General features: G+C 38.6%; 12 protein-coding genes and 1 pseudogene. 9 read left to right on the top strand and 4 right to left on the bottom strand.

Features of this window, described 5'->3' with window-relative positions:
* A complete protein-coding gene (gene hypD, locus INP93_RS06920; protein ID WP_197544493.1) occupies nt 1–1,113 on the top strand; it encodes a hydrogenase formation protein HypD in 1,113 nt (370 codons plus the stop codon).
* A gap of 4 nt (nt 1,114–1,117) precedes the next feature.
* Nucleotides 1,118–2,131, top strand: coding sequence for a hydrogenase expression/formation protein HypE (gene hypE / locus INP93_RS06925; protein WP_197544494.1), 1,014 nt, complete (start codon nt 1,118–1,120; stop codon nt 2,129–2,131).
* Between the two features lie 67 nt (nt 2,132–2,198).
* Here hypE and INP93_RS06930 read toward each other — a convergent pair whose 3' ends face one another.
* Together INP93_RS06930 and INP93_RS09745 are read right to left on the bottom strand one after the other, a co-directional pair.
* Nucleotides 2,199–2,522, bottom strand: coding sequence for an HI1450 family dsDNA-mimic protein (locus INP93_RS06930; RefSeq protein ID WP_005697650.1), 324 nt, complete (start codon nt 2,520–2,522; stop codon nt 2,199–2,201).
* A 96-nt stretch (nt 2,523–2,618) separates the two neighbouring features.
* Nucleotides 2,619–3,511, bottom strand: a pseudogene (locus INP93_RS09745) (ABC transporter six-transmembrane domain-containing protein).
* Nucleotides 3,512–3,614: 103 nt separating this feature from the next.
* Here INP93_RS09745 and INP93_RS06940 point away from each other — a divergent pair.
* Nucleotides 3,615–4,046 (top strand): MarR family winged helix-turn-helix transcriptional regulator, encoded by a 432-nt coding sequence (locus INP93_RS06940; protein ID WP_197544495.1) that lies wholly within the window; start codon nt 3,615–3,617, stop codon nt 4,044–4,046.
* Between the two features lie 56 nt (nt 4,047–4,102).
* Here INP93_RS06940 and ppc read toward each other — a convergent pair whose 3' ends face one another.
* Both ppc and purR read right to left on the bottom strand, forming a co-directional pair.
* On the bottom strand, nt 4,103–6,742 hold the full coding sequence (ppc, locus tag INP93_RS06945) for a phosphoenolpyruvate carboxylase (protein WP_197544496.1): 2,640 nt from the start codon (nt 6,740–6,742) through the stop codon (nt 4,103–4,105).
* Nucleotides 6,743–6,915: 173 nt separating this feature from the next.
* The gene (gene purR / locus INP93_RS06950) at nt 6,916–7,926 is read right to left on the bottom strand and encodes an HTH-type transcriptional repressor PurR (RefSeq protein ID WP_049369309.1); all 1,011 of its coding nucleotides are present in this window, start codon (nt 7,924–7,926) and stop codon (nt 6,916–6,918) included.
* Nucleotides 7,927–8,330: 404 nt separating this feature from the next.
* Between purR and INP93_RS06955 the strand changes: the two genes are divergently transcribed.
* The 6 genes from INP93_RS06955 to INP93_RS06980 all read left to right on the top strand — a co-directional run bounded on the left by INP93_RS06955 (nt 8,331) and on the right by INP93_RS06980 (nt 14,379).
* Nucleotides 8,331–9,101 carry a glycosyltransferase family 25 protein gene (locus INP93_RS06955; RefSeq protein ID WP_269473957.1) on the top strand — a complete coding sequence of 257 codons (771 nt, stop codon included), beginning with the start codon at nt 8,331–8,333 and terminating at the stop codon, nt 9,099–9,101.
* Between the two features lie 7 nt (nt 9,102–9,108).
* Nucleotides 9,109–10,308 carry a hypothetical protein gene (locus INP93_RS06960; RefSeq protein WP_197544497.1) on the top strand — a complete coding sequence of 400 codons (1,200 nt, stop codon included), beginning with the start codon at nt 9,109–9,111 and terminating at the stop codon, nt 10,306–10,308.
* Entirely contained in the window at nt 10,301–11,182 is an 882-nt protein-coding gene (locus INP93_RS06965; RefSeq protein WP_197544498.1) for a glycosyltransferase family 2 protein, read from the top strand. The genes INP93_RS06960 and INP93_RS06965 overlap by 8 nt, the downstream gene beginning before the upstream one ends.
* 22 nt (nt 11,183–11,204) lie before the next feature.
* Entirely contained in the window at nt 11,205–12,008 is an 804-nt protein-coding gene (locus tag INP93_RS06970; RefSeq protein ID WP_049373297.1) for a glycosyltransferase family 2 protein, read from the top strand.
* 33 nt (nt 12,009–12,041) lie between these two features.
* On the top strand, nt 12,042–13,160 hold the full coding sequence (locus INP93_RS06975; protein WP_197544499.1) for a lytic murein transglycosylase: 1,119 nt from the start codon (nt 12,042–12,044) through the stop codon (nt 13,158–13,160).
* A gap of 79 nt (nt 13,161–13,239) precedes the next feature.
* The gene (locus INP93_RS06980; RefSeq protein WP_197544500.1) at nt 13,240–14,379 is read left to right on the top strand and encodes a cytochrome-c peroxidase; all 1,140 of its coding nucleotides are present in this window, start codon (nt 13,240–13,242) and stop codon (nt 14,377–14,379) included.
* The last annotated feature ends 37 nt before the right edge of the window (nt 14,380–14,416 follow it).

The raw sequence follows: 14,416 nt of genomic DNA on the forward strand, positions 1-14,416 counted from the left end.
ATGCAGTTTGTTGATGAATTTCGTGATCCTGAACTGGCTAAAAGTCTGTTACAGCGACTACAAAAAATAATGGAAAACCAACCGCACTTTACACCAGAAAATCCGTTATATTTGATGGAGGTCTGTGGCGGACATACTCATACTATTTTTAAATTTGGGTTGGATCGTTTATTACCCAAAAGCATTGAATTTATTCACGGTCCAGGCTGCCCGGTGTGTGTATTACCGATGGGACGAATTGATGTATGTATTGAGATTGCTCGTCGCCCAGAAGTCATTTTCTGTACTTTCGGTGATGCCATGCGAGTACGTGGACGTTTAGGTTCATTATTAGAAGCCAAAGCACAGGGTGCGGATGTTCGTATCGTTTATTCACCGCTTGATGCATTGAATATCGCATCAAATAATCCAGATAAAAAAGTGGTGTTCTTTTCACTCGGTTTTGAAACAACCATGCCGAGTGCTGCAATTACCTTGCAACAAGCGAAAAAACAACAGGTAAAAAACTTTTTTGTGGTATGTCAAAATATCACTATCATCCCAACATTACACAGCTTATTGTCACAAGGACAAGTCAAAATTGACGGCTTTCTTGCACCAGGTCATGTAAGCATGGTGATTGGTTCTGATCCTTATCAGGAATTGTGTGATACCTACCATAAGCCTTTTGTAATCACTGGTTTTGAGCCTTTAGATATCCTACAAGCAATTTTAATGTTGGTGACACAGATTGTTGAAAAACGCTGTGAAGTGGAAAATCAGTATAAACGTATCGTACACCAACATGGCAATGAGTTAGCACAACAGGCAATCAGTGAAGTGTTCCGCTTGAAAGCCAGTAGCGAATGGCGTGGATTAGGCGAAATTGCCGAATCGGGCGTAGAACTGACAGATGATTATCAATGCTTTGATGCAGAAGCGCATTTTGCTTGTCAGCCACATCAAGTTGCCGATGATCCTGATTCTCGTTGCGGAGATGTATTAATCGGCAAATGTAAGCCGGCGGATTGTCCATTATTTGCTAAAAAATGTAATCCTGACAATGCCTATGGTGCATTGATGGTATCTTCCGAAGGGGCATGCGCAGCCTATTATCAATATAGACGGGAATAAAACAATGACTGATTTTATTACAATGGCACACGGAAATGGTGGTGCCACAATGCAAGAGTTGATCCGCGATTATTTTGTTGAGGCATTTGATAATCCGATACTTTCACAAGGCGAAGATCAGGCTCGTATTGCTTTACAAGAGTTAAATGCTTTAGGTGGAACATTGTCATTTTCTACCGATAGCTTTGTGATTGATCCGATTTTTTTCCCAGGTGGAGATATTGGTAAACTCGCTGTTTGTGGCACCGCTAACGATGTCGCGGTATGCGGTGCCGTACCAAAATATTTATCCTGTGGGTTTATTTTGGAAGAAGGCTTACCACTAGAAACTTTAAAAAAATTGATTCAATCGATGGCAAAAGCCTGCCAGTCAGCCGGTATTCAAGTGGTTACCGGTGATACCAAAGTAGTACAAAAAGGCGCGATAGATAAAGTGTTTATCAATACAGCAGGTATTGGAGTGATTCCAAACGGACTCGATTGGGGCGTGCATCGTATTCAACCAGGTGATCAGATTATTGTGAGTGGTACTTTAGGTGATCATGGCGCAACCATTTTGAATTTACGTGAAAATCTTGGTATTCAAACGGATTTACACAGTGATTGTGCTGTGCTTGCTCCACTCATTGATTGCATTCGTCCAATTGAAGGGGTGAAAGCTGTACGCGATGCGACCCGTGGTGGTGTAAATGCGGTACTTCATGAATTTGCACAGGCACAAAAAGTAGGGATTCAAATTGATGAAACGGTATTACCAATTCGTCAGGAAGTGCGCGGTATTTGTGAATTACTCGGTTTGGATGCGTTAAATTTTGCCAATGAAGGCAAATTGGTAATTGTGGCGGACAAAGAAAAAACAGCTGAAATTCTGACCGCACTTCGTCGCCATCCATTAGGTGAAAATGCGACCGTAATCGGCGAGGTAACGACTGATGGTAAAGTTCGAGCAGTTGGTCTTTTCGGTCAAAGTCGTTTATTAGACTTACCACGCAACGAACCTTTACCACGAATCTGTTAAGCAAAAACCGGTTTAATTTAAAATTAAACCGGTTTTAGTTTGTAAATTGATATGTGTGAGAAGAGTGCTATTTTTTCCAAATAACGTGGAATTCACGATCTTCTTCTCGGTGTGAAATTAAGAATTTCGCAAACACATCATCCATTTCATCTTTCTCATTTACTAATCCGACCCAAACTTCAGCAAAAGCCTCAGGATCGATTAACACCCCAATTTCTTGTTCCCAATCATCCGCTGTTTCGACAAACTCAACCGCACCACGATCTTCAAATTGCAGATTGAATAGCATAATATCAGCGGGATCGAGATTTTCCCCCGCCATCTCTAAGAAAATATCATAAGCAAGATCAATCGCTGCATCGGGATCGAGTTTTTGAATATCAGTTGTCATTGGGTTTTCCTTCATTAAGTCAATTGCGCGTATGATACCGCAAGAAACAGAAAACAAAAAGTACGGTCAAATTCATCTATATTTTGCTTATAGTAGTTAAACCTCAACTCGTTTTCCTATATCTTTTAAATTAGAAAATTGCTCGAGTAATCGAGGGGCATCATCAAGGCTAATCGCAAATGTCCAAAGATAAGTAATTACTGCATAAATATGCCCAGCTTGCACACCTTTAGTTGTGGCTAAATTAACTACAGTGACGCCAAATAAAATAGCTGATGCGATGCCAATCCATAAATAACCGCTTGCTTCACGATTAGATAAACGGATACGTAAATGAGCAAGCCAGTCATAATGTTTATTTAAGTGATAATTACTTTTTTGTTCAATTACGTGACTTCTTTTTCTAACCGATCGTTAAGCTTTAAATAAAGCAAATCATTGGTTTTTAAGTATTTAGGTAATAAAAGACCAAAAAATACCAATATTAGACAAGCCGTTATGCCTGACCAAAATTCTAGCCACAATAGCATTATAGCCGCACCAACGATGGAAAAACTCGACATAATTAATGTTGGTAGATGTTGTTCAAAAAAGTCCACAAATTGACGTGATAATGCTACACGAGCAGTAATTGCTGAGGTATTTAATCCTTTCTCACGTTGGCTAACGATAACTGGCACTGCAAGCTCTGCATAAATACGAGCAAAACTACGAGTATCTACAGCACGGCGAGCTGCACCAATTCCCCAAATGATAAGCACTAAAAGGGAATAGCTAAGTGAAAGCAACACATCACCATTCATTATTGCATTAACAGCAAAGCCCCCAAAAACGGGATAAGTAATAAAGAGAATGTTCTCTAATGTGACCAAGCTGAAAGTAAAGAAAAGACGTTTTTTGTTGTTTTTGGCGATTGATTTAATATTTTCTATCGCATTTGAAGTCATTTTAGTCATAAAAATATAGTCCAATAATTTACTAAATTGCATAAATTATAGTCTCAAAAGTTACTAAAATAAAGTAAATTTTAAGACTATATTTTTATGTTTGAAATGATAGAATAAGACAAACAGAGAAAGTTGAGGGATAGAAATGAATAATTTTGAGTTGCTTGGTAAGCACATTTCAGAAATTGATGAGGTGCTGGATACATGGATCGATCTTAAGTTTGCACTTAATTACAATCATTTTGCAGTGCTTTATTGTTTAGCTAGTGCTGAAAATGGACAATGCACACAAAAGCAAATTTGTGATGAATGGTATATGCCAAAACAAACGGTGTTTAATATTTGCAAAGAATTTCGAGAAAAAGGCTGGATTGAATTTTATCCGAGTTCAACAGATAAACGTGAAAGGATTATGCAATTAACAAATGCAGGTAAATTGCAAGCAGAACCGGTTTATAGAGCGACGACAGAAATGTTTGAGAACGCATTTAATATATTTGGAAAAGAGAAATCTTCTCAACTTTTTGCATTAATGTCTGAATTTTCCCAAATCTGTCGAGATGTAATGAATAAATAAAAAGTGCGGTCAAATTCGCTGTTGTTTTTGACCGCACTTACTTTTAGTTGCCGTAACTAGCCCGTATTTCGCATACCTGCGGCAATACCTGTGATGGTAATCATCAGGGCTTGTTCTACATCAGGGCTTGGGTTTTCAGGCGACTCACGGAAACGACGAAGCAATTCCACTTGAAGGAGATTGAGCGGATCCGTATAAACATTACGTAATGCAATAGAATCCGCGATCCACGGTAAGTCCGCCATTAATTCATCTTTGTGAGAAAGAGAAAGCACAGTTTTAATATCTGCATTGAGTTGATTACGCAGATTTTCACCTAAGTACCAAAGCTCTTTTTTCACCAAGTTATGATCATATTGCTCAGAAAGCCACGTATCGGTTTTACTGAACACCATTTCTAACATCCCCACACGAGTAGAGAAGAATGGCCAAGCTTTGCACATTTCTTCAATAATATGACCTTTGCCTTCATCCATAATTTTTTGAATAGCTGCACCCGCACCAAGCCATGCTGGTAGCATTAAGCGGTTTTGCATCCAAGCAAAAATCCATGGAATGGCACGTAAGCTTTCTACGCCCCCATTTGGATTACGTTTTGCAGGGCGAGAGCCAAGTGGTAGTTTAGACAGTTCTTGTTCTGGTGTGGCACTGCGGAAATAAGGCACGAAGTCTTTATCACCACGAACAACACTACGGTAAATGTCGCATGAAGTAGCGGAAAGTTCATCCATCACAGTACGCCATTCTGCTTTAGGTTCTGGTGGTGGGAGTAAGTTTGCTTCTAAAATCGCGCTCGCGTAAAGATCAAAGGTTTCAACCGCAACTTCGGGTAAACCAAGTTTAAAGCGGATCATTTCCCCTTGTTCAGTCACACGTAAACCATTTTTAAGTGAGCGCGGTGGCTGAGAAAGTAATGCCGCATGTGCAGGTGCACCACCTCGACCGATTGTACCACCACGACCATGGAATAAAGTGAGCTCAATACCTAGTTCTTCGGTTAAGTTGACTAATGCTTCTTGAGCACGATATTGTGCCCATGAAGCTGCCATCATACCTGCATCTTTAGCAGAGTCAGAATAACCAATCATCACCATTTGATGATTGTTAATCACGCCACGATACCAACCAATATTGAATAATTGACGCATGACTCCTTCAGAAGCATCTAAGTCATCTAAGGTTTCAAAGAGTGGCACGACAGGAATATGATAAGGCACACCCGCTTCTTTTAATAATAAATGCACGGCAAGCACATCAGAGGCACTTCTTGCCATGGAAATAATATAGCAAGCAATTACGCCTTGCTTTTGTTGGGCAATGACTTTACACGTCTCTAAAATTTCTTGGGTTTCAGCAGATGGCTCCCAATGGGTTGGAATTAATGGGCGACGAGAATTTAACTCGCGTACTAAGAAAGATTGTTTTTCTGCTTCGCTCCATTGTGCATAATCGCCAATGCCAAGATAACGGGTGATTTCAGCAATAGCATCGGTATGACGGGTACTTTCTTGACGGATATCCATTTGTGAAAGAGTGACACCAAAACAACGAATACGATGCAAAATATCTAATAATGAACCATTAGCGATAATCCGCATGCCACACGCCATTAATGATTGATAGCAATCATAGAGCGGTTCCCAAAGTTGATTATCTTCCATGATGATATCCGCTTGGCTTACGCGTGGCGGACGATTTGCCAGGCAATCATCAAAGTAATCAAGAGTGGCGATAAGTTTTGCACGAAGTGCTTTGACTACAAAACGATAAGGCTCTAAATGCTCACCATATTTTGCGGTAAATTCTGGTGTGCATTTCACCATAGATAATTCATCAGCAAGAGATTTAATGTCATTTAAGAATAAATCTGCTGCTTTCCAACGAGCAAAATAGAGTACTTGTTGAGTAATTTTTGAAGTAACAAATGGGTTGCCATCACGGTCACCACCCATCCAAGAAGAAATTCGGACAGGACGTAAGCCTACTGGTAAATCGTACCCCAAAAATTCACGAGCATGTTCATTTAATTGACGTAAGAATTCCGGCACCCCTTGCCATAGGCTGTTTTCAATCATGGCGTATCCCCATTTTGCTTCATCGAATGGCGTAGGGCGAACGGTACGGATTTCATTGGTATGCCATGCTTCAGCAATTAAACGAAGTAGCAAGCGTTCAATAATGCCGCGTTCTTTAGGTGTCAAATCATCGTGCTCTAATTTGCTTAAGCATTTATTGATCTCAACGTGTTTGTGGATTAACGAACGTCGTGTGGTTTCGGTTGGGTGTGCGGTTAATACTAGCTCAATGAGCAAGTTTTCAACGGTTTTGTAAACTTCTTCTTTTGAAATATTTAATGCTTTTAAGCGTTGGAATAAAGCACTTAATGAACGATTAGAAGATTGTAAATCTTTGTGTTGGCGAGAGACCGTTTGGTATTGTTCAGCGATATTAGTTAAGTTAAGGAAATGGCTGAATGCTCGTGCAACAGGAATAATATTTTCATTTGAAATGGTGGAAAGGGTATCCAACAATGTTTTACGTGCTTGGCTATCGCCTGCTCGAGATTGTTTTGACAATTGGCGAACATTTTCAATTAAAGTGAGAATGTCTTCGCCTTGTGCATCATTAATGGTTTCTCCAAGAAAACGCCCTAGCATATTAATGTTATGGCGGAGAGTGCGATACTCATCAGTCATATGAACTCCGATAAAGAAAAAAATAAAACTAGGGGAGATATAACCAAAAATATGTATCGGGATCAAATGCTATACGTCAAAAACTTGCATTAAATCAAAAAAGGCTAAAATAAGTAAAAAAATGATCGCACTTTTTTAGATAAAATTCAAAGTGCGGTCAAAAAGTTTAATGTTTATTTAAGGTTGCGAACTGATTTTCGAATGACGAGTTCAGGATGGATCGCAATGCGGTGTTTTTCGTGATTATCGTTATCTTTATTGGCAATACGCTCAAATAAAAGATTAACCGCTTGTGCACCTAAACGAGACTTAGATTGATGAATTGTCGTGAGTGGCGGTGCATAGAAACGTGATGAGTGAATATTATCATAACCAATAATCGAGATATCATCAGGCACACGCAAGCCTTTTTCCGTAATCGCAGAAATTGCACCTAACGCCATCACATCATTACAACAGAATACGGCAGTAGGTAGGCTGTCTTGTGCAAGAATTTTATTCATACATTCGTAACCGTCTTCTGGTTCGAAGAAACCTTCCATAATCCAATTTTCATGGATTGGTAGATTGGCTTCATTCATGGCTTTTACAAAACCTTCATAACGGGTTCTTGCAGTGGTTTTATCTAATTCACCCGCAATAAGACCGATCGCTTTATGACCACAATCAATTAAATGTTTCGTGGCAAGGTAACCGCCCGTAAAACTGTTATCTTCAATGATATCGGTATCTGTATTTGGACCCCAATCCATTACCACCATCGGCACAGACGAGAAACTAGAAAGTACATCGAGCGAATGTTGTGTGTATTCAGAACACATGACCAATAAACCATCTACACGTTTTTTGGCAAGCATTTCGACGTGGTTTTTAATTTTTTCAGGATCATTTTGTGTATTACACAAAAAAAGTGAATAGCCTTGACGATAACAATGATCTTCAACGGCATGAATGATTTCAGCAAAATAAGGGGATTCACTGGTGGTAACAATCATCCCAATGGATTTTGTCGTGTTGACTTTCAAACTCCGAGCAACAGCACTTGGTGAGTATTTCAAGCTTTTAATGGCTTGCATCACCGCCTCTTCGGTTTCTTTTGCTACAAAACGGGTTTTATTAATTACATGGGAAACAGTGGTGGTGGAAACACCGGCCATTTTCGCGACATCTTTAATTGTTGCCATAATTTTGCCTCTAGAGAATTTTTACCATTATAAAGATTGTCGCTAAATAGGTTAAGTAAATTATAAAAAATTTTTGAAAAAACGGGCTTTATTGTTAGAATGGGATATCTTTAACTAAACAAGTGGGAAATTAAAATGAGTGATTTTGGTTACGCAATGTTAGCTGTAGTGCTTTCTTTAAGTGTTGTAGTCGGTTTAGCGACTGCAATTTTCTAATTGAAAGAAATAACATATTAATCCGTTTAAAATAGACCGCGCTTTAAGCATTTAAAGTGCGGTTATTTTTTTAAGGCTTTTTAAAGTTGTGTTAAAAGCCATGCCATAGGACTATTTCTTTAGTATAATTTGCAACTATTTCCGTTTGTTGTAATCAAAATACTGCAAAAACCAAATTTGAGATAATTATGAATAAATATTTGATTTCACTAGATAAAGATGTTCAGCGTCGTGAGCTGTTTTTTGCTCAACCGGATACAGCAGATTTCGTTGTCTTTTCAGCGATTAATACCATGCAAAAAGAGTGGGATGAATTGGCAGAAGTATTCAATCCAACAAAATTTGAACAGCATTATGGACGCAACGTCACAAAAGGCGAAATTGGTTGTACATTAAGTCATTTAGCAGTGTATCGTCAGATCGTAGAAGATCAAAATGTGACGGAAAATGACTATGCATTGGTGTGTGAAGATGACGCTTTATTCAATTCAAATTTATCACCAAAAACAATCGCACTCTTAACCGAAAAATGTGATGCGGATATTGTATTAATCGGGCAGTCAAAAATTGCTGAATTTAATGATGTGGAATTAGAGATCAATTATCCAACCACTTTTTCATTCTTGCGCCAAACTATTGGTGATGTCACCGTGGCTTATCCATATAAAAGTTATTTTGCAGGTACGGTGGCATACTTAATCAAAAAATCAGCGGCACGTGCATTTTTGAAACAACTCGAACAAGAAAAACCGTTTTGGCTTGCTGATGATTTCTTATTATTTGAAACCCAATTCCAGATTAATAACAATGTGGTTCGTCCGCTTGTAGCCATTGAAAATCCACAATTAGTGAGTAATTTGGAAGCGATTCGTGGTTCAAAATCTAATAATTTAGTGAAGAAATTAATTAAATATCCACTCAAAAAAATCTTAGCAGTGAAAAAGAATTTAGGAAAATAACGTAAAAATGACCGCACTTTTTAATCTTTTTTATCTTTACGATCCTTGGCTGTTTCATGTTGTACGAATGTCATTCGTCGCTGGTTTAGCAGCATTGGCTGTATTGGCTTATCAGTATTTTAAAAAGCAGAAACCACAAGGTATCACTGTACCAGTAGATAGTTTAGCCGTTATCATTGGGCTGATTGCATTTAGTGTGATTCCGCTTTTAGTCAATGGTACGCGAGATTTTTCTGTCATCACCATGTATGTGAAAGAGCTGATTTTATTTATCTTCGGCGTGGGACTTTATAATGCCTTCTATGCCAATGTAAATGGTCAACAGAAAGTCGTTCGTGATTTACAACTTGGTGTGGTGGTGCAGTTTATCGTGGGCGTGATTGGCTTACTCGGTGTATCATTTATGATTGATTTCTTGCTTTCGACCAATGCGGTGTTGCCCGCACGTTTTTATGGTTCAGAGCAGGAGTATCGCTTATATAACATCACCGCAACCGCCTTTTTCCAACTGAGTTTATTCTATTTGATGCTGTTGCATTTCTTACTGGCTTACAACGCTAAACATAATACGCTTCCAAGTATTCTGGTATTTTTAATGTTATGTATCGGATTAATTTCAGGACGTACATTCCTTCTGTTATCAGTTGTGAGCATTTTAGTGTATTTCAAATGGCGTTATGTTCCATCACTCATTGCATTTGCTATTTTGGTATTATTACTGGCCTATTTCTTACCTGAAAATCCTTATGTGGCACATGCTTTAGAGCCTGTGATTAATTTATTACACGGTGCAGGATTTGTCAGTTCGTCAACGGATACATTGATGAAAAACCATCTCTTTATGCCAACACTTAAGCAGTTCATTTATGGCGATGGTATGTATATGACAGGTGAGTTAGAAGTTGGCCGTTATTATGGGCATACGGACTCTGGTTTCTTACGCCAAATTCTTTATGGCGGCGTGTCTTATGCTTTAGTGTGTTTTGCCGTGACATTCTATTTTGTACGCAAAGTTGCCTTAAACTGGTTTGATGGCAGCTGGAAATTTATCCTTTCTGCCTTTGTGATTTTAACGTTCTGTAATATCAAAGCCGACACCTTTGCTTTCCCGGGCATTATGTTTGTCATGTTAATGTTCTTATCGCTTTTTGGCACGCACGGTAAACAACTTATTTTATTTAAACAAAAGGAGCCGAAAGATGTTTAGTATCATCGTGCCTTCTTATAATCGGAAAGAAGAAATTCCTGCGTTATTGGAAAGTTTAACCAAACAAACCACTTATAATTTTGATGTGGTGATTGTGGATGATTGCTCGAAAGAACCCGTTGAAGTGATACAATCTTATCCATTTGCAGTTAAAGTTATTCGTAACGAAACCAATCAAGGAGCAGCAGAAAGCCGTAATATCGGCGCAAGAAATGCCGATAATGATTGGTTGTTATTCCTTGATGACGATGATCGTTTTGCAAATGATAAATGTCATAAATTAGCCGATGTGATTACCGAGCATGCTGATGTTAACTTTGTTTACCATCCAGCTAAATGTGAAATGGTGAATGAAGGTTTTAGCTATGTGACCAACCCGATTGAGCCGCAAGAGATTAGCGTAGAGCGAATTTTACTGGCGAATAAAATTGGTGGTATGCCGATGATTGGGGTGAAAAAAGAACTGTTTTTAAAAATTGGTGGATTATCGACCGCACTTCGTTCCTTGGAAGACTATGATTTCTTGTTGAAGCTTGTGCAAGATCCAACGTTTAAAGCGTACAAAGTGGCTGAGCCGTTGACTTATTGTACGTTCCATACCAAGCGTTCTAGCGTATCAACAGATACGACTAATACGCAAAAAGCGATTGATTATATCCGTGAAAATTATGTGAAAACGGCAGATCAAGAAAAGAATTTTGCCATCAACGCACAATATATGCTGGCTTACCCACATATTATGAATTTATCCCGTAAAGCCGCTTTTTACTATTTTGAGATTTTTAAATTAACGAAAAGTATTAAGCAGCTAATTATTGCCTTTGTGGTTTTAATTTCCCCAAAATTGGCAATTAATTTGAAACGGTTTATGTAGATAACTTATTAGATAGAGAAGTATGAAATTTTCAGTTTTAATGTCCTTATATATTAAGGAAAACCCACAATATTTAAGAGAATGTTTTGAAAGTTTAGTGGCTCAAACCCATCCAGCAGATGAGATTGTGTTGGTGTTTGATGGTGCGGTAACGCCAGAATTGGAAGCCGTGGTTTCTGAATTCGAAACCAAATTACCCTTAAACTTAGTGAACTTGCCAAAGAACTTAGGCTTAGGTAAAGCGCTCAATGAAGGATTAAAACATTGTTCGCACGATTGGGTCTTCCGTATGGATACCGATGATATTTGTGTGCCTGAGCGTTTTGCGAAACAAGTGGCGTTTATTGAGCAACATCCGGATACAATTATTTTCGGAGGACAGATTGCTGAGTTTGGCGAAAATATTCAAGACATCGTGGCATATCGTAACGTGCCGACTGAAGCACAAGATATCGTTAAATTTACCCAAAAACGTTGTCCGTTCAATCACATGACGGTGGCATATCAAAAAAGTGCGGTTATTAATTGTGGTGGATATGAGGATTTACAGGAAGATTATTACCTGTGGATTAAGCTCGTGGCGCAAGGTCAAAAAGTGGCAAACTTGCCGGACATTTTAGTTTATGCCCGCGTGGGTAATGGCATGGTAGGGCGTCGTCGTGGTTTAAACCAAGCGAAAGCAGAATGGCGTTTATTTAAATTGAAACATCGCTTAGGTATTCAAGGCTTATTTTCAGGCTTATTCACCTTTGCCTTGCGCTCAGGTTCTCGCTTATTACCAACCTCATTATTGAAAGCTGTTTATAACAAATTTTTACGCAAATAATGCGATATTTTGATCATTAAAAAAGGAAAAGAAATGAATTTAATCTCAACGTTAAAAATGACGGCATTATCGACCGCACTTTTATTGGCGGGTTGTTCAAGTAATACGACAACAACGACAACGTCATCCACGAAAAGTATTCCGTCAGTAAGCAGTAATGCTGTTTATAGCAAACCAAGAACTTTAGATAACTTTAATGATTATGTTCAGTTCTTAAAAGGCAAAGCGGCTGCTGAAGGCGTATCGTTGTCAGTATTGAATGCACAAAATAATATTCAATATATGCAAAAGGCTGTAGATTTGGATCGTGCACAAGCGGGGAGAAGCCAACGTAATGCGGATCAACCACAGTTACCGAACCCAAACGGTACAACGAATTATTTGAATAAAGTACTGACCCAAAACAAAGTAGACATTGCCGAAGAGCGTTATTGGGAAGTCCAAGCGCCATTACAACAAGCAAGCCAACGCTATGGCGTTCAACAAGAATATATTCTTGCTTTATGGGGTATGGAAAGTAGTTTTGGCTATTATCAAGGTAGCTATGATGTACTATCAGCTTTAGCCACATTAGCCTTTGATGGTAGACGTGAAGCCTTATTTAGCAAAGAATTTGTGAATGCGATGAAAATGTTAGAACGTGATCATATTCAACGCAATAAAATGTTAGGCTCTTGGGCTGGCGCAATGGGGCAAACCCAATTCATGCCAAGTGCATTCTTAAATTATGCAGCAGATGGCAATAATGATGGTGTGAAGGACATTTGGACGAACCAATTTGATGCGTTTGCTTCAATTGCAAATTATCTTCACACTGTAGGTTGGGATAACAAATTGCCTTGGGGCGTTGAAGTCACATTAAATCAACCATTAGATTTATCGCTTTCTGGTATTGAGAAGAATAAAGCACGTTCACTCAGCGACTGGCAGTCTAAAGGTGTCACTTTAGCGAGCTTTAGCCAACAAGAACAAAATAAACTTGCCGCGCTTTCTCAAGCTGATCTTTGGCTAGTTCGTCCTGATAAAGAAGTTGGTCGCGCATTCTTGGTTTCCAATAATTACCGAACGATTTTAGATTGGAACAAATCAAATTACTTCGGCGTGAGCATCGGTATGTTTGCTGATCGCATTAAGATGGCCACCGGCTTGTAGAAAATTATTTTCCTTTTATAATCCAACAAAGTTTTGTTGGATTATTTTTTATCTATAATTTGAATATTTGGAGAACACGATGCAAAAAAAATGGCTTTCTATTTTATTGTTTGCCCCCCTGATGCAAAGTAATCATGTATTGGCTGATCAAGCAGTGAAAAAAGAATTGGATTATAAAGCACTCGGTGAAGTGTTGTTTTTTGATAAATCGATTTCTTTTAATAAAACACAAAGCTGTTCAACCTGTCATAGTCCAGATACCGCTTTTGTGGATCAACGTAAGAATTCTGCAAATCAAATGGTCTCAGAAGGGGATAATCCTCATCTTCATGGTAATCGCAATGCCAATACAGCACTTTATGCAATGTTCTCACCGGATTTTCATTTTGATAAAAAAATTCAAGATTATGTAGGTGGACAGTTCTGGGATGGTCGTGCGAAAGATTTAGCCGAGCAAGCAGGCGGACCACCAGTAAACCCAGTAGAAATGGGTATGCCAGATAAGAAAGCTATTGTTGAACGTTTAAAAGCAGATCCGACCTATTACAAACCTATTACAGATCTTTATGGCGAAAGTATTTGGGCAGATACCGACAAGATTTATGCCATCATGGAAAAAGCCATTGGCGAGTTCGAAAAACAGGAATTATTTGCGCCATTCTCTTCAAAATATGATCGTGCTTTAAAAGGTGAAGCAGAATTGACCGCACTTGAATCTGAAGGTAAGGCATTATTTTTCGATAAAACACGCACAAATTGTAGTAACTGCCACCAATCAAGTGAAGCAAATTCAGCAAAAGAAACTTTTACGAATTACCGCTATTTCAATATCGGCGTACCAAGTAATCAAAAATTAATTAAGCACAACAAATTAGCTGCCGATTTTGTGGATAATGGACTATTGGATAATCCGATGGTGAAAGGCGATGAAAAGCAAAAAGGCAAATTTAAAGTGCCAACGTTGCGTAACATTGGTGTTACTGCGCCTTATATGCATAACGGTGTTTTCCGCGATTTAAAAACCGTTTTACTATTTAAAGACAGTTTCAATAATCCTAATCGTAAAGTGAATCCTGAAACAGGGAAAGCGTGGGATAAAGCCGAATATGCTCAAACCATTAATCCTGATGTTTTAAAAGCAAAACCGCTTACAGATGAAGAGATTAATGCGTTAGAAGCATTCTTAAAAACATTAACTGACGAAGCTTACGAAGAATAAGTAATCGCCTGAGTTGAATTTAGCAATCGTTTTCGGT

It is taken from the genome of Haemophilus parainfluenzae, assembly GCF_014931415.1.
Taxonomy (GTDB): Bacteria; Pseudomonadota; Gammaproteobacteria; order Enterobacterales; family Pasteurellaceae; genus Haemophilus_D; species Haemophilus_D parainfluenzae_AF.